Below are 23383 nucleotides of genomic sequence, written 5' to 3'. Positions count from 1 at the left end.
AATAAAAATCTTTCTAAAATCAGTAGCTTTTTATGGGGACATTATATATTATTAGTTTGATTTGGAATATTAAGATTATTATTTATAGTAATTTTACTAGGGCTTGAAGGCTCATTAATTACATTTATATTTCCAAGATTAAGTTTTTGAGAGTTCTTAGTTGGTGTATTAGAAAAAGAAGGCACTCCATCATTATTATTTTCATACATGTCAGAGGCGAAGGAGCAATTAAAAACAAACCAGAAAATGTTAATTAAAAATATTCTATTTTTCATCCAATACTCCTAAGAAGTTCTTGTTTTATTTAAGAAAGGACTTCTCTTTTTTTATTTCTAATAGCTCTTTTAATATTACCCCAATAATTAAGCTAAATACTATAAGTACAAAAATAAGAGTCATTCCTATTTCCATCCATATTGTTTTATAGCTATTTAGGTATATAGTTTTTTCAAGTATTCCTCGAGTGTTTTTGGGTAGCTCTTTTTCTATTTTGCCGTTAGTGCTAATAACTGATGTTATACCATTACTTGTTGTTGTTAAAACAAATTTAGCATTTTCAATAGCCCTTACTTGAGATATTTGTAATTGTTGGTCACGAGCTATAGAATCACCAAACCATGAATCATCACTAATTACAGATATTAGTTTAGCTCCTTGTAATTGGTCTCTTACTTGTTCAGGGTAACCAACTTCATAGCATATAAAGTTAGCTAAAGGGTAGCCAAAAGCATTCATTATTGGTTGAACTTTATGGCCAGCATTAAAATTACTAAGGCCAGCACTATCAACATAACCAAAAAATTTAATTGGGAAATATTCACCAAAAGGAACAAGGTGATGTTTATTATAAACCCCATGACCTTTGCCTATAATAATAGAACTATTATAAACTTTAGAAGAATTATTTGATTGTTCTATACTCAATGAACCAATTAATAAAGCACTATTATTTTTATTTGCTATTTTAGCAAGCATATTAAAATAAGGGCTTAAATATTGTCTATAGCTTGGAATTGCATTTTCTGATAATATTATTAAAGCATTTTTATGTTTTTTAGCTACATTCTCATAGTATTTTTCCATTTTCACAAAATTATCACGATCCCATTTAAATCCTTGGATAAAGTCACCTTGAACTAAATCAACCTTCTGTAATTGATCTGTTTTTACAGGTGGTTGATTGTGCTGAATAATAAACCCACATACGTATAAAATACAAATAATAACTATAGATGAAATAATCTTTTTAGTATTGCTTCTATTACAAATACAGAAAGTTATCAAACAAGCAATAAAAACGATAATATAGCTAACTAGATAAACTCCACCTATATTTGCAAACCATACTAGGGGAGATTCTGTTTGGGAGTAGCCTAGTGAAACCCAAGGAAATCCTCCCCATAAGAGATTAGCCTTAACTATTTCAAATAATGTCCATAGTGCTGGGTATATTAAGATTTTAGTGAAATTATTGGCTTTTCTAGTGAGGATATAGCTGAAAGTTCCAAAGGGAATAATATGCAAAAAGCTCAATAAAATAACTAGTGCAATAGCCGCAGCTAGCCCAGCAGCTACCGATTGAGTAAATAGATGTATGCTTATATATACCCAAGATACACTAGTGCCAAAAAAGCCAAATCCGAATAGAGCAGAAGTGAAAAAAGCACTACGATTTTTTTTAGATCTACTCAATATGTGAAAAAAAATTACTAGAGATACTATTGCTAATATATCTATTCGAAAAGGTGCAAATGCTAAAGTTAGCAGTGCACCACTTAAAACTGTAACTATTGCTTTAAATATATTGTTCTTCATTATTCTTCAAATTTTCGATTAAAACTTTAATAATTTTGCGATTATCGGCTTCTTGGATTGTAAATTTTAGCCCATCAAAGACAATACTATCACCTTTTTGTGGTAAACATTCTAAAGTTTGAATAATCATACCTGCTATAGTGTCATAGTTGTTATCATCATCTATTGAGGTATTAAAATACTCATTGAAATCTTCTATGGAAGTTGTAGCATCAATTATAAACTTATTATTAGATATTTTTATAATATTTTCACTTGTTATGTCAAATTCATCTTCAATATCACCAACAATTTCTTCTAGAACATCTTCTATTGTGATTAAGCCAGAAATAGCACCATATTCATCAACTACTATTGCTATATGATTTTGACTATTCTTAAAATCTTTTAACATTGAGTTTAGTTTTTTTGTCTCAGGGATAAAAATAGCAGGGCGGAGAATACTCTTAATATCTTGTGCTTTTAATTCACCATTTGTTGTAGACTCAATCTCTTTTTCAAAGATTAATTTTAATAAATCTTTTGAATGTAATATTCCTAATACTTCAGATTTATCTTCACAATATACAGGCAAACGTGTGTGACTTGAGTTTATAGTCTTTTTTAAAATTTCTTTAACTGACATAGACATATCTACAGCAACTATTTTAGTGTGGGAAATCATAATATCACCAACATCTAAAGATGATATTTCCATCGCACCAATAAGCATGTTTTGAGAAGTCTTATCAATTACCCCATTATCTGCGGCCTTATTGATAGCATCTATAAGAGCAGCTTCACTTTTAATATTAAAAATACTTGATGTGATTTTTTTTATGAAAGGGTTATTCTCTGACATTATTAATTCTCTTGTATAAAATATGGATTATCTATTCCTAGTTTAGCTAGTAACTCTATCTCTAAACTTTCCATTTTTTCAGCTTCTTTATCATCTATATGATCGTACCCTAGTAGGTGTAATAAGCCATGAATAAAAATATGTTGCCAATGATTTTCTAAAGTTTTATTTTGCTCTTTGGCCTCTTGTTCTAGTACTTTGGGAGCAATAACAATGTCACCTAAAAAATCATCTATTATATCATCAGGTAAACCTTCAGGCCTATCAAATTCGAAAGATATAATATTTGTTGGTTTATCTTTGTTACGAAACTGTTTATTTAGTTGTTGAATTTCATCATTTGACACAATACCTACATTTACTTCAGCTTGGGTAATATTGTGTTTATCTGCGATGAGTTTAAAACATTTAATTAGTAGACCTTTACCCGGTATGGGGTGTTCATCATCATTAATTATATTTAGAGTTAAATCATTCATTCTTATATATTCTCTTCATGCTTATCATAAGCATTAACAATTTTTTGAACTATTTGATGACGGACAATATCTACTGATTTTAGATAACTAATAGCTATGCCATCAATATTATCAAGAATTGATAGAGCATGTCTTAAACCAGAAGTTACATTTTTAGGTAAATCAACTTGTGTAATATCACCAGTTATAACTGCCGTAGTATTAAAACCAATCCTTGTTAGAAACATTTTCATTTGTTCTTTTGTAGTATTTTGACTTTCATCAAGTACAATAAAAGAGTCATTAATTGTTCTACCACGCATATATGCTAGTGGAGCAATTTCTATAGCTTGTTTCTCAATTAGCTTTGTGACTTTCTCTACACCCATAAAGTCAAAGAGAGCATCATACATTGGACGTAAATATGGATCAATTTTTTGGGCTAAGTCGCCAGGTAAGAATCCTAGTTTTTCACCAGCCTCAACAGCAGGGCGTACAAGCACAATTCTTCTAACTTCACCTTTTTCATATGCAGATACCGCGCAAGCAATAGCCATATATGTTTTACCTGTACCGGCAGGTCCAACACCAAAAGTTACAAAGTTGTTTTTGATATTATCAAGATATATAGCTTGATTATGTGTACGAGCTTTGAGTTTTTTGCTTCTAAGTTGTACTTCAGCTTCTTGGAGTTTCTTTTTAGATTTAGCTTGAGGAGTTTTTTCTTTTGCAGTTGCATTTAGAATAGTTGTAATTTGCTCCAAGTCTAGTTCTGTATTTCCAGCTAAGATCTCAGCATAGCATGATTTAATAAATCTTTTTGCCTGAGTATTATTTGTACTTGAATCACTTGATATTTCAAATTCATCAGCACGATGCTTAATTTCAACACTAAAATAGTTTTTAATAGCACGGACATTTTCATCAAGATTGCCGCAAAGCTGCATCATAGCATCGTAATTGTATGGCTCTAAAACAAATTGAGTTTTATTCATGTTATTAAGCAATCTCTCCTCTTAGAGAATTTGGTAGGCTTTCTGTTATTGTAACCGTAGTGAACTGACCAATCAAAGATTTATTGCCTCTAAAATTAACAATTCTATTATTTTCAGTTCTGCCAGCTAAAACATCATCAGCTTTTTTAGATGTTCCCTCAACAAGTATACGTTGTTTAGTACCAACCATTTGTCTGGAGATGATATGAGAATTGCTATTAAGCAAATTTTGTAGCCTTGTTAATCTATCTTTTTTCACTTCAATAGGAGTATCATCAGGTAGATCTGAAGCTGGAGTGCCTGGACGTTTACTATAAATAAAGCTAAAAGATTGATCAAAGTTTACATCTTTTACTAGATCAAGAAGTTTTTGGAAATCTTCTTCTGTTTCACCAGGGAAACCGACAATAAAATCAGATGAGATAGTAATATCTGGGCGAATAGCTCTTAGTTTTCTAATTTTTTGTTTGAATTCTAATATAGTATGATTTCTTTTCATATTTGTAAGAATTCTATCTGAGCCGTGCTGCACAGGTAGATGCAATTGATTTGCCAATTCTGGAACACTACCATAAGCATCAATTAGGTTTTGTGAAAACTCAACAGGGTGAGATGTTGTAAATCTAATTCTTTCAACTCCATCTATCTCAGCAATAAAATGTATTAGTAATGCAAGATCAGCTACTTGACCATTTTCCATTGGGCCTAAATAATGATTTACATTTTGTCCTAGTAGGGTAATTTCTTTGACGCCTTGCTCTGCTAATATAGCACACTCAGCTAAGACATCTTCAAATGGTCTATTTACCTCAGGACCTCTTGTATAAGGAACTACACAGTAAGAGCAGTATTTATCGCATCCTTCCATAATAGAGACATATGCTTTAGCACCTTCTGCCTTTGGTTCAGGTAAATAATCAAATTTTTCAACCTCAGGAAATGATATATCAACTTGAGATTTTTGAGTTTGCTTTTTTTGTTTAATCATTTCTGGAAGTCTATGGATAGTCTGTGGGCCAAAAACTAAATCAACAAAAGGAGCTCTTTTAATAATATTTTCACCTTCTTGAGAAGCAACGCAGCCACCAACACCAATTACTAAATCTTCTTTAGTTTTTTTAAGATTTTTCCATCTTCCTAACTCATGGAATACTTTTTCTTGAGCTCTTTCTCTAATAGAACATGTATTGATTAGAATGATATCAGCATCCTTATAGTCATCTGTCTTTACAGTATGGAAGTGTTCATCTAGAACTTCATGCATTCTAGCTGAATCATACTCATTCATTTGACAGCCTAAAGTTTTTATAAAAACCTTTTTTTGTTCTTTCATTTAATAAAACCTTTAATTTTTTAGTTACTCTTTACTTTAAGTTTGAGAAAGTTATTTACAATAAAATGCGCACAAATTCTAGCATAAAAATAAAATAAAAGCACTTTTTGAGGCTAGACTAATTATTACCATTAATGCAAAATACTAAAAGTTTTTTATAAAATTATCTTCATAAATGAAGCAAAATCAATTTACTCAGGATGATATTTGGCAATACTGTCTTGATCACACTAGTGATTTATCTATAAACCTTGAACAATTAAACACCCAAACGAGAGAACAAGTTTATGGTGCACAGATGTTATCAGAAAAGATAGTTGCTAAATTGTTACAGTTTTTTGTATTTACTAGTAAGGCTAAAATATGTGTTGATGTTGGCACATTCACAGGAATGTCAGCTATAGCTATGGCTGAAGTATCACCAGGTATAAAAATTTACACTATTGATAGACCTAATCAGTCAGGTGAAAGGCTAGCAAAAGAACTTATAGTTAAATATCCAAATATAAACTACCTTGAAGGTGATGCTATAAATATTTTACCAGAACTACCTAATAATATAGATATAGCATTTATTGATGCTGATAAAAAACAAACACAGAAGTATTTTGATATTTTAATAAATAAAATGTCTAATAACGGTATAATCATTGTAGATGATATTTTATGGCGAGGCGAAGTCCTAGACCCTCAGGATAAACGTGCTAAAGCTCTTGATGAATTTAATAAGTATGTAAATCAAAGAGAGGATTTAGAAACATTAGTTTTACCTATTCGTCATGGTATTAATATAATTAGAAAGATTTAGGAGACATTATGATATTAAAAAAAGTAAATTTAGCATTATTTTTAATTGTAGGAGTTTCAAGTTCTGTATTTGCTGTAGGATGTAATCCTAATGTTGATGGTGTTAAGTGGTATCATGTTTCAGCTGAGAAAAAAGCGTTGTATCATCAAGCTTATAATGTCGCAAGTGAAAAAATAAAACATGAAGTTAAAAAAGAAAAACTTAAAAAAGATTCGTGGGGAGTTATATTAGACATTGATGAAACTACACTAGATAGTTCTGCAAATGAGTATAAAAACTATAGAAATTATAAATTTAATGAAAATATGCTTAAAAAAGGAGATGCTATAGCTACTCCAGGAGCTATTAAATTTACTCATTTAGTTCATAAGCTAGGCGGTTATGTAAGTTTTGTTACTAATAGAGGTGGTAATGATAAAAAAGAATTTAATGCTACTGTTAAAAACTTAAAACAGCAAGATATTTATTTTGATCAAGTTCTTTTCTCAAATAAAGATGATGGTAAAGAGCAGTTTAACAAAAATTCAAGATTTAAAGCTGTACAAACAGGAGAGTATAATAAAAAATTAATATTTACTAATGAATTACCAGCTCATAAAGTTATAGCTTACTTTGGTGATAATATTCAGGACTTCCCTCACATGAAGCAGCAAAGTATGCAAAAAGCCGATCCAGAAGCATATAAAGAATTTGGTTCTAAATATTTCATCATGCCGAATCCAATGTATGGAAGTTGGCAGTAAATAAGGAAATTAATTGTGGCAAAGCTATATTTTAGATATTCATCTATGGATGCAGGTAAGACTTTAGATCTTTTAAAGGTTGCTTATAACTACGAAGATCGTGGTAGGAAATCATTGATTTTAACTTCTGCAGTTGATAAAAGAGCAGGGTTAAATAAGGTCAAATCACGTATAGGAATTGACCAAGATGCATATTCTTTGACAGATCGGGACAACATCTATAACTTTGTTCAAAAATACAATCAGCAAACATCTGTAGATTGTGTATTAATTGATGAGATACATTTTTTAAAATCTGATCAGGTATGGCAACTATCAGAAATTGTCGATGATCTAAATATTCCAGTAATTTGCTATGGCTTACGTACTAATTATTTGGGTCAACCATTTGAAACAGCAGCCTTACTATTAGCTATAGCTGATACATTAGAGGAAGTTAAAACAATTTGTCATTGTGGCAAAAAGGCGAGTTTTAATATGATGGTACAAAATGGTCAAGCTATAAAAGAAGGAGATCCTATAGTTGTTGATGATGTTTCTTTAAAAGAAATGGATATAAAATATGTTTCTGTATGTCGTAAGCATTGGAAAAAAGGCGTTTATAGATAAATAAAAGTCTTTGACTTAACTCGTAGATGTTCTGCATTTTTGACGCCTAAGTTTGCAGCTTTTTTATAATACATCATAGCTTTTTCTTTATTGTAAGATACGCCATTTCATAATACATATTTCCTAACTTATAATATGCTAGGCCATAATTTTTGCTAGCAGCTTCTTTAAAGTAGCCTGTAGCTTTTTTATAGTCCTTAAGATTGTAATAATAAATTCCAATATAGTAGATTGCATATACATCATCATTATTAGCGGCATGCTCAAGTTTATATAGCTTTTTATAGTCTCCCTTCTGAGCAAAAACTTGCATTCTTTGAACTTTTTCTTCAGCTGTTAGTTGTATTTCTTTCTTTTGCTCTTGTTTTTTTAGTGCATCATTTTCTTCTATTTTAGCTAAAATGTTTCTTTGATATAGCGCTTTTGAATTCTCTTTAATACTTTTGCTTGATGAGTCATTGATTAATAGACTATCATTATTTAGCACTGGTATTAAAGATGACTGTTTAGGTTTATTTTGGATTATATTTTTATTTTTATAAAAAAAATATATTATCCCTTCATATTTGTTGATATTATTATTGTCTCCAAAATCAATTCTTAGAGATGATCTATTGTTTTTAAACTTAGAAAGGTCTATAAGTTTGTTAATATAACTATCTTTAGTATTTTTTGAGTTTATTATCCAGCCTTTCTCAATTTCTAGACCAGAGATGTTTCTATAGAAGTTTTGTAGTTTTTCTTTATCAGTATCAAAAAGATTAATATTATAATGTCCCCAGAAAAAGCTACTGATTTTAGAAAGATTTTTATTCCTAGATGTTAAACTTAACTAGATAAATTAGGAAATAGATAAATGAGTAAAAAAAGAGTAACGTATACAGCTGATTTTAAAGCTAAAGTAATTATAGAATTGCTAGAAGGCGATATGACAGTTAATGAGATAGCAAGTAAGTATGATTTACTTCCTAAAAACGTGCACAATTGGAAGCAGTAATTTTTATCTAATGCTTGCTTAGCATTTGATAAAAGCTCTGTTGTTAAGGAGTATAAGCAGGAAATAGATGAGCTTAGAAAAGATAAAGATGCAACAAGTAAAAAACTAGTCGAGGTAATAGTAGAGAGGGATTTTTTAATGGGAAAGCTAAAAAGCTTGGTATCATCAAATGATAGAGTAAACTCTGTAGATACTAAGCTAGAATTATCTTTAAATAATCAGCTTAAACTATTATCTGTATCTAAGAGTGTGTACTATTATACACCAATATCAAAATTTAGTAGTAATGATGATATTAGACTATTAAATGCAATAGATTTGATACATACTAAACATCCATATTATGGTACGAGAAGGCTAGTAAAGTTGCTAAATAGATTAGGATTTCTAGTTGGAAGGAAGCTAATCAAAAGTGCTATGGAATTCATGGGTATTAAGGCATTGTATCCTAAAAAAAAGAGAACTGTCATTAATAAGCAACACAAGAAATATCCATACTTACTTAATGTATTTAAAAATGAGACGAATCAGGTTGTTATAGATAAAGCTAATAAGGTATGGAGTGCTGATATCACGTATATTAGACTAGAATGTGGGTATGCATATTTAGCAGCCATAATAGATTGGCATAGCAAGAAAATACTAGCTTGGAAGATTTCTAATACTATGGATACACATCTAACAACTAGTGTGTTAAAAGAAGCGTTATTTAAATATGGTAAACCTGATATCTTTAACTCTGATCAAGGAACTCAATATACAGCAAAAGAGCATATTAAAATAATATCTGATAATAAAATAAATATATCTATGGATGCTAAAGGAAGATCTATAGATAATATTGCAATTGAGAGATTTTGGAGAACACTGAAATATGAAAATGTTTATCCGGCATCATATATAACTATGAAAGAGGCTAAAGTAGGTATCAAAGAATATATTGATATTTACAACAATGAAAGACTACATTCTAGTATTGGATATATGACTCCTGATGAAGTATATTCTGGTATTTTAGATGCTGCATAAAAGCAAGGAATAAAAATATTTTATAAAGTGGTATTGAATAACAGGGACAGTTTATATATATTATGATATTTTGTGTCTGTTTTCTCAGAAATAAATATTTAAATTTATCTTAATCTAATTTATATATTTCTATAAATAATTTAGAATATAGTAATATTGTTGAATATTATTAATTGTTTTATGAATGTTGCTAAATTTAAAAAGATTCTTGGCACTGGCTATTGGAGTGATTTTTACGTTTATCCTATAGCTACTATTATCTTTTTTATCTATGGTTTGAAGTTACTTAACTTTAATATAGGAGCAGTAGTTATATTATTTGTAATTGGTATTATCCTTGGATCTCTTATTGAGTATTTTATTCATAGAATTCTTTTTCATCATTGTCCTATATTTAAAGAGCTACATCAATTACATCATGATAAACCTATTGAACTTATAGGAAGTCCTACCTACGTATCATTACCTGTTTACATAATTTGTGTTTTTATTCCACTATGTGTCATTACTAATACAGGCTGGGCTAGTGTTATATTTAGTGCATTTCTATTAGACTTATTATTCTACTTTATAGTTCATCATACAACTCATCATGTGAGATCTAAAAAAGGTTCAATATTACATTGGTATAAAAGGTATCATGCGACACATCATCAAAATCCAAATATAAACTTTTCTGTAGCCTTTCCTATTTGGGATATTATTTTCCAAACTAAACAAAAAAAATAACTTTTTGAATACTAATTGTTATTTACATCAAATAATATATTATTTAACGAATATTTCTATAAATTATATTTTCTATGCAAAAATACACATTTTTTGTTAGCTGCGCAAAAGGCATCGAACTACTATTGAAAGATGAGTTACAAAGATTAGATATTGTATCATATGAGAAACTTGCCGGAGTTGAATTTGAAGGAACGTTAGAACAAGCTTACAAGGTTTGTATCTATTCACATCTAGCTAGTCAAGTAATGTTGAAAATAGCTACTGAGAAGGTAACTGATCAGCAAAGCTTATATAGCTTTATATCCTCTATAAACTGGATGAGTTATTTTGATGTTGATAAAGCTTTTAAAATTATAATTTCTGGAAAGCATTATGATTTTAATAATACAATGTTTGTTTCTCAGAAAACTAAAGATGCGATAGTTGATCAATTTCGTAAAGAGACAGGCCATCGCCCAAATATTAATACAGAAAATCCCAATAACGTGATAAAACTTCATTTACATAAACAGTTTGTAAATGTTTTTTTATGTTTAAATATAGATAGCTTACATAAGCGTAGTTATAGACAATTCCAAGGACAAGCACCTCTTAAAGAATCTCTAGCAGCAGCAATGCTTATCAAAGCAGGGTGGTTAGATGAACTTAAAAAAAATCAACCAATACTTATAGATCCGATGTGTGGTTCTGGGACTATTCTTATTGAAGCTGCGCTTATGGCAACAAATGTTGCTCCTGTGTTGTTAAATAAAGAATTTAAAATATTTGATTCAAAAATTCATAGTGAAACCCTCTGGGATCATCTAATAAATGAAGCTCAAAAATCTCAAAAACCTATAAATGCGATTATTCAAGGATATGATATTGATAATAACGTTTTAGATAAAGCAGAGAAAAACATTTATCAAGCAGATGTTGATGATATTGTAAATATTAAACGCCGTGATATTCGAGACCTTGAAAATGAATTTGATAGCGAGGGATTGATCGTTACAAACCCACCATATGGTGAGAGGTTATATGGTGATCAACTTGATGAGCTTTTAGATATTTTTAACGGTTTTGGAGATAGGTTATCGCAAGATTTTTATGGTTGGAAAGTTGCAATCCTTACAAGCCTTTCTGACTCAATTAAAGAAATGCAACTTCGTACTACAAAGCGTAATAAGTTTTATAATGGGGCTATTGAAACAGTTTTATATCAATTTGATATAAATGAGCATGCAAGATTTAAACATGAAAGTCAGCTTGAAAAAAATGTTCGTATAGCAGAAGCAAGTGCACAAAAATCTAATGAACATATTGATTTTTCAAATAAGCTTAAAAAGAATCTTAAAAGTTTAAAACCTTGGTTAAAACAGACTGGGGTTGAGTGCTATCGCCTATATGACGCTGATATTCCAACATTTGCTATAGCAGTAGATATATATGGTGAGCATATATTTTTACAAGAATATAGAGCAGATGCAACTATAGATCAAAATGTTGCTAAACAAAGATTTTATCAAGCTATATATCAAATACATAAAACGTTAGGTGTTACTTACGAAAATATTCACACCCGTGTGCGTCAGCGTCAAAAAGGCAAAGACCAGTATCAAAAAGAAAGTGATAAAAATAATTTTCATGTGATAAATGAGTCTGATGCTAAATTTTATGTCAATTTTGATGATTACTTAGATACAGGTATTTTCTTAGATCATCGTAAGATTAGACAACTTGTTACTAAATCTGCTAAAGACAAATCTCTATTAAACCTTTTTAGTTATACCTGTACAGCTAGTGTCCATGCCTCTCTGAAGGGGACTAAAACTACTAATGTAGATATGTCTAATATATATTTAGAATGGGGTAAAACTAACTTTATACTCAACAATATTGATCATAAAAAACATAATTTTATCCAAGCTGATTGTATAGGATGGCTAAAATCTAATACCGAGAAATTTGATGTGGTATTTCTTGATCCACCAACTTTCTCAAATTCGAAACGTATGGACGATATTTTAGATGTACAAAGAGATCATCAATTACTTATAAATCTTGCTATGGACTCTCTTAAGAAAGATGGTGTACTATATTTTTCAAATAATTATAGACGCTTTAAAATGTCTCAAGAAATCATTGATAAATTTAATTGTGAGAATATTGATAGAAAATGCCTTTCAAGAGATTTTCTCTCTAATAAAAATATCCATAATTGTTGGGAAATAAGATATTGATCGTAGCTATTTAATTAAAATATTTTCTTTTAATCCATAACGATACATTTACTAAACTTATCAAAACTGGTACTTCAACAAGTGGGCCTATAACTCCAACAAAAGCTTGAATAGAGTTTATTCCAAATACTGAGATTGCAACAGCAATTGCTAATTCAAAATTATTAGAAGCAGCTGTAAAGCTTAAGGATGCTGCTTGCTCATAAGTTGCTTTAAATTTATACGACATTAAAAATGATATAAAAAACATAATTAAGAAATATATTAGAAGAGGTATAGCAACTTTTATTACTTAAAAAGGTAGGCTAATGATTTGATCTCCTTTAGTCATAAACATTAGTACGATTGTGAATAATAAAGCAATTAAAGTCAGAGGAGATATAACTGGGGTAAATTTTTTAACATACCACAGTTCACCTTTTTGAGAAATTAATATAACTCTTGTTAATACTCCAGCTATAAAAGGTATTCCTAAATATACCCCAACACTTTTTGCAATATCTAGCATGGACATATTTATATTAGCATTTATATTAAAACCAAGTAACTGCGGTATGACTGTAATAAATATATATGCATATGCGGCATAAAATATTATTTGAAAAATAGAGTTAAAAGCGACTAATCCAGCACAATACTCTCTAGATCCTTTAGCTAGGTCATTCCAAATAATAACCATTGCAATGCATCGAGCTAATCCTATTAGGATGAAGCCAATCATAAAAGCAGGCTGGTTATGGAAAAAAGCAATAGCTAGAATAAACATTAATACAGGTCCAATTAGCCAATTTTGGACTAAAGATAAAAATAAAATTTTAGTATCTTTAAAAATTTTTGGCATTGTCGAATATTTAACTTTTGCAAGTGTAGGATACATCCAATTAACCAGTTACCAGTATAATGTCCCCAGAAAAAGCTACTGATTTTAGAAAGATTTTTATTCCTAGATGTTAAACTTAACTAGATAAATTAGGAAATAGATAAATGAGTAAAAAAAGAGTAACGTATACAGCTGATTTTAAAGCTAAAGTAATTATAGAATTGCTAGAAGGCGATATGACAGTTAATGAGATAGCAAGTAAGTATGATTTACTTCCTAAAAACGTGCATAATTGGAAGCAGCAATTTTTATCTAATGCTTGCTTAGCATTTTATAAAAGCTCTATTGTTAAGGAGTATAAGCAGGAAATAGATGAGCTTAGAAAAGATAAAGATGCAACAAGTAAAAAACTAGTCGAGGTAATAGTAGAGAGGGATTTTTTAATGGGAAAGCTAAAAAGCTTGGTATCATCAAATGATAGAGTAAACTCTGTAGATACTAAGCTAGAATTATCTTTAAATAATCAGCTTAAACTATTATCTGTATCTAAGAGTGTGTACTATTATACACCAATATCAAAATTTAGTAGTAATGATGATATTAAACTATTAAATGCAATAGATTTGATACATACTAAACATCCATATTATGGTACGAGAAGTCTAGTAAAGTTGCTAAATAGATTAGGATTTATAGTTGGAAGGAAGCTAATCAAAAGTGCTATGGAATTCATGGGTATTAAGGCATTGTATCCTAAAAAAAAGACAACTGTCATTAATAAGCAACACAAGAAATATCCATACTTACTTAATGTATTTAAAAATGAGACGAATCAGGTTGTTATAGATAAAGCTAATAAGGTATGGAGTGCTGATATCACGTATATTAGACTAGAATGTGGGTATGCATATTTAGTAGCCATAATAGATTGGCATAGCAAGAAAATACTAGCTTGGAAGATTTCTAATACTATGGATACACATCTAACAACTAGTGTGTTAAAAGAAGCGTTATTTAAATATGGTAAACCTGATATCTTTAACTCTGATCAAGGAACTCAATATACAGCAAAAGAGCATATTAAAATATTATCTGATAATAAAATAAATATATCTATGGATGCTAAAGGAAGATCTATAGATAATATTGCAATTGAGAGATTTTGGAGAACACTGAAATATGAAAATGTTTATCCGGCATCATATATAACTATGAAAGAGGCTAAAGTAGGTATCAAAGAATATATTGATATTTACAACAATGAAAGACTACATTCTAGTATTGGATATATGACTCCTGATGAAGTATATTCTGGTATTTTAGATGCTGCATAAAAGCAAGGAATAAAAATATTTTATAAAGTGGTATTGAATAACAGGGACAGTTTAAGTTTTTGAATATCACACACACATAGAGTATTTTTATTTAATATATAAAATCATTAATCTATTTTTATCAGAAATAGATTTCAAAAAAATTATTGAACTTTCCATTAAACATATTTAGGTATTTAAATTTATATATATGTTAGTATTTTACAAAAAAATATCAATAATATCCTCTAAATATATAGTTTTAGATAAGATGTTGTCTTAATGTTTAGTCAATATAACCTATATGTGTTAGAATCAAGCCAGCATAAATAGTTATTTTGTAAATAAAATTGATGGGACGATTTCAGCAGAACTTAATGTACGCAATTATTTTAGTGATAATGTTTGTTATTTGTATTTATTTTTTTACTTTTAATCGTAAATATGAGGTAAAAGGAATTTTCTTGCCGGTATATTCAAAAAAGCTACCTCCGACAGACCCTAATAAAATAAGAGTCTTTAATCTGGGCTATGAAAGTGATATTAAGGGTAATATAGGTCAAGTTAGAACATCAATCCATGTAAGTAACCAAAAATATTTTCAAGAACTGTGTGATAAAAATTTATATAAAGCAATGAAGCTAGCAGCAGAGAATGGTGCAAATGAGATTAAATATGTTTGTTTATACCCACAAGGACAGATCAATGAATTAAGTAGTGTTTCATTAAGAGCATATGCTTTTAGGGACTAATAAAATTCATGAGAAAATTAAATATAGTTTTTGCGGGAACTCCTGATATATCTGCTCAAGTTCTTAAAGATTTATATAATACTGAACATAACATTCAAGCTGTATTTACACAACCTGATAGAGCAAAAGGGCGAGGTAAGAAAATTCAATTTTCACCAGTCAAAGAGATTGCATTACAAAATAACACGCCTATTTTTCAGCCACTATCATTTAAAAAAAATCCAGAAATTTTAGAGCAATTAAAGAATCTAAACCCTGATGTTGTAATTGTTATAGCATATGGCATTATAGTACCAAAAGCATTTTTAGATATTCCTAAATATGGTTGTTTAAATATTCATGTTTCATTATTACCAAAATGGCGTGGAGCAGCACCAATTCAAAGAGCCATTCAGGCAGGAGATAATAAAACAGGTATCTGTATTATGCAAATGGATGAGGGCTTAGATACTGGGGATATCTTAAACATTCTTGAAGTAGATATAGATGATACTGATACATCACAAGATTTGCATGATAAATTTGCTAGATTATCAATACAGCCATTAATAGCGACTTTGAATAATATTGAAACCATTAAAAATAAATCTCAAGAAGGTGAGCCAACATATGCTCATAAGATAACTAAACAAGAAGGCTTAGTAAATTTCAATAAAACTTCTTGGCAAATAAGCTGTCATATTCGAGCATTTACTCCATGGCCATCAGCATTTTTTATATTAGATAATCAAACTATGAAGATAGGACAATTTGAAATATTAGAACAATCTTGCAAAAAAACTCCTGGAACTATATTAGATATTTCAAAGCTAGGCTTTGATATCTGTACTGGTGATAGAGTTATAAGATTTAAACAACTTCAGTTCCCTAATAAAAAAATGTTAAGTACGGCTGATATTTTAAATGGTAGAGACTTAAGTAAATATATTGGACATAAAATAGGATAAATAATGAAAGTAGGATTTATAATAGATGATTTAAACTCTTTTAATATTTCAAAAGATAGCACTTTTATGATGCTACAAGCAGCTCAAGATAAAGGTTGGGAGATTTACACATTTTATCTTAATGATTTATATATTATCAATGGTGAACCAAAAGGTAACTCTCTTAAAATAAAAATTCATAAGGCTAAGCAAATTTGGTATGAAGTTCTATCACAGCATAATGATTTTTCTTTACTAAATCTAGATTGTATATTTATGCGTAAAGATCCTCCTTTTGATATGGAGTATATCTATGTTACGTATATGTTGGATTTAGCTAAAAAAAGTGGTGTTTTAATAGTTAATAACCCGCAGTCTTTAAGAGATTTTAATGAAAAAGTAGCTATTTCAAACTATCCAAAATTTGCCCCAAATACTTTAATTACTAGAAGCTACAAACAAATTAACAATTTTTATAAAAAGTATAAAGATATAATAGTTAAACCACTAGATGGTATGGGCGGTAGCTCTATCTTTAGAATCAAAGATGGTGATAAGAATAAAAATGTGATTTTAGAGGTTCTAACAGAGCATCAATCGAAATATATAATGATTCAAGATTATCAAAAATTAATTAAAGATGGTGATAAAAGGGTTCTTATAGTAAATGGCGAACCCATAAAATACTTATTAGCTCGTGTTCCTAGTGAAAAAGATAATCGCGGGAACCTAGCTGCAGGGGCTACAGCAGAGGTTAGAGAGCTAAAAGATAGTGATTATAAAATAGCTAAAAAAATAGCTAAAAAGCTTAAAAAACAAGGTGTAATGTTCGCAGGTATTGATGTCATTGGAGACAAATTAACCGAAGTTAATATCACAAGTCCTACTGGCATCCAAGAAATTTATAAAGCTACAAAAATAAATGCTGCAAGTTTATTAATGCAGGCAGTAGAACAAAAAATTGAGAAAATGAAAGAAGAAATTAAGGATGCAGAATAAATCTGTTTATTTTATGAATAAGCTTCTATTTTAATAACTCTTTGAAAATATATTTAATTAAATAACTCTTTGAAAATATATTTAATTAAAACTTAATAGGTGTAAATATTTTATGATTAATTATAAAGAACTTCCTAAAGGAGTAATGCATATTAATTTAATCCAAATTTTCTCAACAGTTGGCTATGCTGCGTTGATGGGATTATTAAATTTCTATCTAACGAATTATATTGGTATAAGCAAAACTGAAGCAAATACGCTTACTTCTAGCTTTTTTGCAATTAATTTTTTATTTCACTTTCTAGGTGGGACTGTTGGTGGTAGATATTTAAGCTTTAGAGGATTATTTTTTGTCAGTTTATTTTTACAATTTGTGGGTCTATGTTTGATTGCTATACATACAAAAGCAATAGTATTGATGGGTATGGCAACCTTTATTACAGGCTCAGGATTAAATGTTAGCTGTATAAACATGATGTTAACACAACTATTCGCTCAAAATGATAAGCGTCGAAGAATAGCATTCTCAGTAAATTATAGTTTTATGAATATTGGTTTTGTAGCAAGCTTCTTTATTGCAGGATATCTTCAAGGCACTGGATCATATAGTGTCGCATTTTATTTTGCTGCTATTTGTTTATTAATAGCGACTATTATTCATTTATCTGCATGGAAATATGTTAATGATAAGTCTACATATTTTGTAGAAACATTCTATCTATTAAATAAAAAATTCTTTGTGGCTCCTTTGATAATTATTGGCTGTTTAATTTTTGCTTATGCTTTAATGCATCATCCAGTTTTTGCATCTTATCTTATTTATGTGGCATTTTTTGCAATTTTGATCTTTATGTTAATCTTTGCGATAAGACAGCCCCAACAATATAAGCTAAAAATATATGTTTATTTAATTCTATCAGTAGCTAGTATGGTATTTGCTTGTGTTCAAGGATTACAATCAACAGCTTTAGAAAACTTTGTTGAATTTAATACTACAAAGTCATTATTTGGTATCCCAATGGCACCAGCTACAGTAAATATGTTTGAGAGCTTGGGTGTAATCATATTTGGTATTATTCTTGCTATGATGATGAAAAGAAGACAAAAAAAAAATAATCCATATCAACCAGGTTTTCTAGTTGTTAAAGGTTTAGCTGTATATACTATAGCTTTTCTTATGATACCTCTGGGTATATTTTTAGCTGGTGGTGGTAAATCAAATGTTATTTTTCCAATTTTATTATTGATTATTGTTGCCATGGGAGAAATCCATGTAAATGCTGTAAACTATGCTATGGCTGGTGAGATGATGGATCCTAAGCACCAAGGCTTATTTACAGGGTATTTATTTTTAAATATTGCTTTTGGTATTAATTTAGCAGGACCAATATCAAATTATGCAATTGCATCTACTAATAATACAGTCACAATGTCATACCAAGCAACTAATCCAATGTATATGCATATATTCTTAATGATGGCATTGGTAGCATTTGTAATAGCCGCAGTATTTTTTATTTTAATAAGGTTCTTAAATAAAATTTTAGCTGAAGCTAGTTCAGAAAAGCTTTTGGAAAGTGAGATTATTTGATATAAACCTAATATTGGGATAAAAAAATGGATAACAAAATACAAGAATCAGAAAGTTTATTTATACAAGCGCAACAATATATTCCAGGAGGTGTGAATTCTCCTGTCCGAGCCTTTAAAAGTGTGGGGCAAGATTTTCCAATATTTATTAGATCAGCTAAAGGTGCCTATATCTATGATGAAGATTGGCATAGATATATAGACTATATAGGATCTTGGGGACCAATGATTCTAGGGCATGGTGATGATGATGTTTTAAAAGCTATGCAATGCCAGTTACAAAATGGTTTAAGCTACGGTGCCCCATGTAAACAAGAAATAGAATTAGCTAAAAAAATAACTGAGCTTATGCCAAATATTGAACAAATTCGTTTTGTTAATTCAGGTACTGAAGCTACTATGAGTGCTATTAGACTGGCTAGAGCTTATACTAATAAAAATAAAATAATTAAGTTTGAAGGCTGCTATCATGGCCACGCAGATGAGTTTTTAGTAGCTGCTGGATCTGGAGCATTATCTCTAGGTCAACCAAATTCACCTGGTGTTCCTGAAGATGTTGTCAAAGATACATTAATAGCTGATTTTAATGATATTGACTCTATTAAGGCACTTTTTGAAAAGTATACAGATGAAATAGCTTGTATTATAGTAGAGCCTATAGCTGGAAATATGAATATGATATTCCCAAAAGATGATTTCTTAGCTAAGCTTAGAGAGTTGTGTGATCAAAATAATGCTTTACTTATTTTTGATGAAGTTATGACTGGCTTTAGAGTAGCGTTAGGTGGAGCACAAAGTATATACAATATTAAGCCAGATATTACAACTTTAGGTAAAATTATTGGTGGTGGCATGCCAGTAGGGGCTTTTGGTGGTTGCAAAGATATAATGCAAATGATATCACCAGCTGGATCAGTTTACCAAGCAGGAACTTTATCAGGGAATCCTCTTGCAATGGTAGCAGGATTAAAAACTTTAGAAAAAATATCACAAGATGATTTTTATAATAAACTTGAATCTAAAGCTCAAAAATTAATAAATGGTTTAAATGAAGCAGCAAAATTATATGATTTTTCTTTCCATGCTAAATATCTAGGAGGAATGTTTGGACTATTCTTTTGTAATGAAAAAGTTGAGGTAAATACTTTTATAGATTTAGGTAAAACAAATCTTAATATGTTTAATAAATTTTTTGCATATATGTTGGAAAATGGAGTGCACTTAGCTCCTTCAGCTTATGAAGCAGGGTTTATTTCCATAGTACATTGTGATGATGATATTCAAAAAACTATTGATCTAGCTAAAAAATTCTTTTATAAACATACTAATTAATATAGTTGATTTAATAAGTTTACGAAAAATTATAAATAATTTTGTTAATTTAAATATTTCTTTTAATTGTGCAAATGTCTAAAAATTTATAGTTGCCAAGCCTTGACATAAAATCATTGGTAGCTTCATTTAGTACAATTTTGAGCTTACAGCTTGGTATTAAAGGACAGTTTGAAGGTTTATCTTTATTAAAGCATTCAACTATATTCATAGGTTCTAGGTTTCTAATAATATCAGATAGTTTGATATCATTAGTATCTGGAGATATTGATATTCCACCAAATCTACCTTTATATGAATTTATATAGTTTAAATTAGATAAGTTATTTATAATTTTTGTAGCATGATTAAGTTTTATATCTAATATATTTACTAAATCTTTTGTTTTATATTTTTGTGATGGATTCGATCCTAGAATTATTAGGATTCTTAGTGAATAGTCAGTAAATGACGTTAGATTCATATATTAGATTTTTTTAAAGATATTTTGGGGAAGTATAAAATAAATTTGCATGAAATATAATATGCATTTATAATACATATTATATTTTAAGTTTAATTTAAGAGTAAGTTATATGCTAAGCCAAAAAAACATAGATACAATAAAAGCAACTATTCCTATATTAGAAGAAAATGGAGTAGCATTAACAAAACATTTTTATAGTAGAATGTTTCAGCATAATCCAGAAGTTAAGAAATTTTTTAATATATCGCGACAAAAAAACTCTAATCAGTCTGAAGCATTAGCTGCTGCTATTTTAGCTTATGCTAGAAATATTGATAATTTAGATGGGCTTAGTCAAGCAGTTGAATTAATAGCTCAGAAACATGTTTCTTTACAAATAAAGCCTGAACATTATCCTATTGTTGGAACTAATCTCATAGAGTCTATTAAAGAAATGTTAAATTTATCTGATAGTGATGATGTTATTATAGCTTGGAAAAAAGCATATAATTTATTAGCAGAAGTATTAGTTAGTCGAGAAAATAATATTTATCGTGAGAAATTGGAGCAGTATGGCTGGAATGACTTTAAAGAGTTTAATGTTGTAAAAAAAGAAAAAGAAAGTATAAATACATATTCATTTTATCTTAAGAATGATTCTATTGATAAATTCAACTTTAAGCCAGGTCAATATATAACTGTAAGACTTCCATATGAAAATACTACAACGATGAGAAACTATAGTATCTCATCAGCTACTAATGAAGACTACCTAAGAATAACAGTAAAAAAAGAACAAAAGGGTAATATATCTCAACACTTATTTAATAATATAAATGTTGGAGACACTATTGAAGTTGCATCACCATCAGGAGAATTCTTCTTAGATCTAGAGCAAAAATCAGATGAGTCCCTAGTTTTTATATCTGCAGGTATTGGAATAACTCCTCTTATAAGTATGCTTTTATCTGAATTAAAAACAAACAATACGAGAAAGATTGTTTTTATTTGTGGTAAAAAAAGTAAGTTAGAGCATCCGTTCGTAGATTTATTAAAAAAATTAACAGAAGAAAACTCTAGGTTAGAAACTATATTTTTTTATGAAAATATTGAAAAAGATGAGGCTAAATTAGGGGTAGTGAACCTAGATATAGTTAATAATTACTTAGGAAATGAAGCTTTTAATACTCAATATTTCTTTTGTGGACCTACAGATTTTATGCTTTCTACACAAGGTGGTTTACTAAAAAATGGTGTAAATAATGAAAATATTAATTTTGAATTTTTCGGATCAAAGACTTTCTAATAAGTAATTACATAGTTTTCTACTTACTATATTTTATTTTTTTATCAAAATAAATAACTTAGTTTCTTGCAAGGTTAGAACTATACTATATCTAGACTAATTTAATTAATAATAAGCTATAAATTTAATAAATGTACTTCTAGATTCTTTATAAAACCTATAGTATTCTTCAACATTTATATACTTAGCGAGTACTTTTATTTAGTAAAGATAACGATGTATAGCTAATACTACAAATTTATTTTATATCTGAAGTATATCCAAAGATATTTCACTTCTAAGACCTACATTAGCATGTAAAGTATTTTTTGTAGTTTTGTATTCAAAAAGATTGCCTGAAAGAGCATTGTTTAAGATTTTATTTTTACAAAATTCTTTACCAGTTCTCCATGAAGTTACTGATATGATAGACGAGTTAAACTCGACTAGTATACATGGTATATATTTAAATCGAAGTTTTTTAGCAACGGCAAATCTATGGTGCCCATCTAGTATTATATTTGTGTTGATATCAATTAGTATTGGAAATTTCCAGACTTTACTTTTTGATATTTCCTCACATAGATTATCAGCATACTCTTCAGATATCTGTTCTGATGGAATCAATTCAGATATTTTTATAAGACTAAATGTTAGCATATTTTATAATCTCCCAGATTCTAAAAAAAATTATAAATCTATCACTACTAATCTTTATAGAATAATAATTTACTACAATTAAAGCCATAGAACTTTCCTTTTATTATTTTAATCATTTATTTAATTTTTTAATAAAATTTAATTAGCTAGCCATTACCTCATTCTAGATAAAACATTATCTTTCAAAAGAATTTTATGATACAAGACAGCTAGTATATGTAAAACAAAACATATACCTAACATATATGCAAAGAATATATGAAAACTAAAAATATAGCTTGATAAATTAGTATGGTTAGGGATTTGAGGAACTGGTATTAAATAAAATATTTTTCTTTCATGTGCAGAAAATATAGATGCTATAATACCAGTCAAAGACATGCCTAATATACTTATATACAATCCAATATGAACCATTTTAGCAAGTATATAGTTTAGTATTGATAATTTTGGATTATAAGGAACATTTGGTTTAATAAATCTTATGGTGATTAAAAACACAACAAGAATCAATGCTACATAGCCAAAAGATCTATGCAAATCTACCAACCAATCAGGCAAGAGCTTATAATATGTAGCTATCCCAAAAGGAAACTGTATAATTATAAAAAATCCTAAAGCCTTGTGAGCTTGCCTAACCCAAAAATTATATTTCATTGTAAACCCTAAAAAATATATT

At 29.1% G+C, this 23383-nt stretch carries 24 protein-coding genes and 1 pseudogene; 14 read left to right on the top strand and 11 right to left on the bottom strand.

From position 1 onward, the window contains the following. Positions 1-41 precede the first annotated feature (41 nt). The 6 genes from CDV26_RS07535 to miaB are packed head-to-tail and all read right to left on the bottom strand — an operon-like array spanning position 42 to position 5442. On the bottom strand, positions 42-275 hold the full coding sequence (locus tag CDV26_RS07535; protein ID WP_088772756.1) for a hypothetical protein: 234 nt from the start codon (positions 273-275) through the stop codon (positions 42-44). A gap of 25 nt (positions 276-300) precedes the next feature. Then, positions 301-1815, bottom strand: coding sequence for an apolipoprotein N-acyltransferase (gene lnt / locus CDV26_RS07530; protein WP_088772755.1), 1515 nt, complete (start codon positions 1813-1815; stop codon positions 301-303). Further along, on the bottom strand, positions 1796-2656 hold the full coding sequence (locus CDV26_RS07525) for an HlyC/CorC family transporter (protein ID WP_088772754.1): 861 nt from the start codon (positions 2654-2656) through the stop codon (positions 1796-1798). The genes lnt and CDV26_RS07525 overlap by 20 nt, the downstream gene beginning before the upstream one ends. A gap of 2 nt (positions 2657-2658) precedes the next feature. After that, positions 2659-3135: an rRNA maturation RNase YbeY gene (gene ybeY / locus CDV26_RS07520; protein ID WP_088772753.1), complete on the bottom strand. Its 477-nt coding sequence runs from the start codon at positions 3133-3135 to the stop codon at positions 2659-2661. A gap of 2 nt (positions 3136-3137) precedes the next feature. Continuing rightward, entirely contained in the window at positions 3138-4109 is a 972-nt protein-coding gene (locus CDV26_RS07515) for a PhoH family protein (protein WP_088772752.1), read from the bottom strand. A gap of 4 nt (positions 4110-4113) precedes the next feature. Next, positions 4114-5442: a tRNA (N6-isopentenyl adenosine(37)-C2)-methylthiotransferase MiaB gene (gene miaB / locus CDV26_RS07510; RefSeq protein ID WP_088772751.1), complete on the bottom strand. Its 1329-nt coding sequence runs from the start codon at positions 5440-5442 to the stop codon at positions 4114-4116. Positions 5443-5617: 175 nt separating this feature from the next. Between miaB and CDV26_RS07505 the strand changes: the two genes are divergently transcribed. The 3 genes from CDV26_RS07505 to CDV26_RS07495 are packed head-to-tail and all read left to right on the top strand — an operon-like array spanning position 5618 to position 7602. Beyond that, positions 5618-6250, top strand: a complete 633-nt coding sequence (locus CDV26_RS07505) for an O-methyltransferase (RefSeq protein WP_088772750.1) — start codon at positions 5618-5620, stop codon at positions 6248-6250. A gap of 8 nt (positions 6251-6258) precedes the next feature. Next, positions 6259-6993 (top strand): HAD family acid phosphatase, encoded by a 735-nt coding sequence (locus CDV26_RS07500; protein ID WP_088772749.1) that lies wholly within the window; start codon positions 6259-6261, stop codon positions 6991-6993. Positions 6994-7008: 15 nt separating this feature from the next. Further along, positions 7009-7602 carry a thymidine kinase gene (locus tag CDV26_RS07495; RefSeq protein WP_088772748.1) on the top strand — a complete coding sequence of 198 codons (594 nt, stop codon included), beginning with the start codon at positions 7009-7011 and terminating at the stop codon, positions 7600-7602. A 73-nt stretch (positions 7603-7675) separates the two neighbouring features. Here CDV26_RS07495 and CDV26_RS07490 read toward each other — a convergent pair whose 3' ends face one another. Continuing rightward, on the bottom strand, positions 7676-8089 hold the full coding sequence (locus tag CDV26_RS07490) for a hypothetical protein (protein WP_088772747.1): 414 nt from the start codon (positions 8087-8089) through the stop codon (positions 7676-7678). A 369-nt stretch (positions 8090-8458) separates the two neighbouring features. Here CDV26_RS07490 and CDV26_RS07485 point away from each other — a divergent pair, with 369 nt between their 5' ends. The 4 genes from CDV26_RS07485 to rlmKL all read left to right on the top strand — a co-directional run bounded on the left by CDV26_RS07485 (position 8459) and on the right by rlmKL (position 12582). Further along, positions 8459-8599, top strand: coding sequence for a transposase (locus CDV26_RS07485; protein WP_088772134.1), 141 nt, complete (start codon positions 8459-8461; stop codon positions 8597-8599). A 63-nt stretch (positions 8600-8662) separates the two neighbouring features. Continuing rightward, on the top strand, positions 8663-9628 hold the full coding sequence (locus CDV26_RS07480; protein ID WP_157671662.1) for an IS3 family transposase: 966 nt from the start codon (positions 8663-8665) through the stop codon (positions 9626-9628). Between the two features lie 180 nt (positions 9629-9808). After that, positions 9809-10357, top strand: coding sequence for a sterol desaturase family protein (locus tag CDV26_RS07475; protein WP_088772745.1), 549 nt, complete (start codon positions 9809-9811; stop codon positions 10355-10357). A gap of 74 nt (positions 10358-10431) precedes the next feature. After that, on the top strand, positions 10432-12582 hold the full coding sequence (gene rlmKL / locus CDV26_RS07470; RefSeq protein ID WP_088772744.1) for a bifunctional 23S rRNA (guanine(2069)-N(7))-methyltransferase RlmK/23S rRNA (guanine(2445)-N(2))-methyltransferase RlmL: 2151 nt from the start codon (positions 10432-10434) through the stop codon (positions 12580-12582). Positions 12583-12592: 10 nt separating this feature from the next. Here the strand turns inward: rlmKL and arsB are convergent. Further along, a pseudogene (gene arsB / locus CDV26_RS07465) lies at positions 12593-13471 on the bottom strand (ACR3 family arsenite efflux transporter); the annotation flags it as partial. A 95-nt stretch (positions 13472-13566) separates the two neighbouring features. On the opposite strand from arsB, the gene CDV26_RS07460 reads away from it, so the two are divergent. From CDV26_RS07460 to hemL, 6 genes are all read left to right on the top strand, one after another. After that, positions 13567-14736, top strand: a complete 1170-nt coding sequence (locus CDV26_RS07460) for an IS3 family transposase (protein ID WP_088772743.1) — start codon at positions 13567-13569, stop codon at positions 14734-14736. Between the two features lie 332 nt (positions 14737-15068). Further along, positions 15069-15467, top strand: coding sequence for a Francisella virulence factor A (gene fvfA, locus CDV26_RS07455; RefSeq protein WP_088772742.1), 399 nt, complete (start codon positions 15069-15071; stop codon positions 15465-15467). 8 nt (positions 15468-15475) lie between these two features. Continuing rightward, positions 15476-16414: a methionyl-tRNA formyltransferase gene (fmt, locus tag CDV26_RS07450; RefSeq protein WP_088772741.1), complete on the top strand. Its 939-nt coding sequence runs from the start codon at positions 15476-15478 to the stop codon at positions 16412-16414. A 3-nt stretch (positions 16415-16417) separates the two neighbouring features. Next, positions 16418-17392, top strand: a complete 975-nt coding sequence (gene gshB, locus CDV26_RS07445; RefSeq protein ID WP_088772740.1) for a glutathione synthase — start codon at positions 16418-16420, stop codon at positions 17390-17392. A 112-nt stretch (positions 17393-17504) separates the two neighbouring features. Then, positions 17505-18983, top strand: coding sequence for a peptide MFS transporter (locus CDV26_RS07440; protein WP_088772739.1), 1479 nt, complete (start codon positions 17505-17507; stop codon positions 18981-18983). Between the two features lie 26 nt (positions 18984-19009). Beyond that, positions 19010-20314, top strand: a complete 1305-nt coding sequence (hemL, locus tag CDV26_RS07435; protein WP_088772738.1) for a glutamate-1-semialdehyde 2,1-aminomutase — start codon at positions 19010-19012, stop codon at positions 20312-20314. A 49-nt stretch (positions 20315-20363) separates the two neighbouring features. On the opposite strand, the gene CDV26_RS07430 is transcribed toward hemL, so the two are convergent. After that, a complete protein-coding gene (locus CDV26_RS07430; RefSeq protein WP_088772737.1) occupies positions 20364-20777 on the bottom strand; it encodes an Rrf2 family transcriptional regulator in 414 nt (137 codons plus the stop codon). 112 nt (positions 20778-20889) lie between these two features. Here CDV26_RS07430 and hmpA point away from each other — a divergent pair, with 112 nt between their 5' ends. Next, complete coding sequence (gene hmpA / locus CDV26_RS07425) at positions 20890-22065, top strand: NO-inducible flavohemoprotein (protein WP_088772736.1); 1176 nt, start codon at positions 20890-20892, stop codon at positions 22063-22065. 243 nt (positions 22066-22308) lie between these two features. Here hmpA and CDV26_RS07420 read toward each other — a convergent pair whose 3' ends face one another. Continuing rightward, positions 22309-22704 (bottom strand): ParB N-terminal domain-containing protein, encoded by a 396-nt coding sequence (locus CDV26_RS07420; protein WP_088772735.1) that lies wholly within the window; start codon positions 22702-22704, stop codon positions 22309-22311. Between the two features lie 153 nt (positions 22705-22857). Next, on the bottom strand, positions 22858-23361 hold the full coding sequence (locus tag CDV26_RS07415) for a cytochrome b (protein WP_088772734.1): 504 nt from the start codon (positions 23359-23361) through the stop codon (positions 22858-22860). Positions 23362-23383: the final 22 nt, after the last annotated feature.

Source organism: Francisella halioticida (assembly GCF_002211785.1).
Taxonomy (GTDB): Bacteria; Pseudomonadota; Gammaproteobacteria; order Francisellales; family Francisellaceae; genus Francisella; species Francisella halioticida.
Note: the sequence above shows the minus strand (reverse complement) of the source record. Positions and strands in the feature narration are given on the sequence as shown.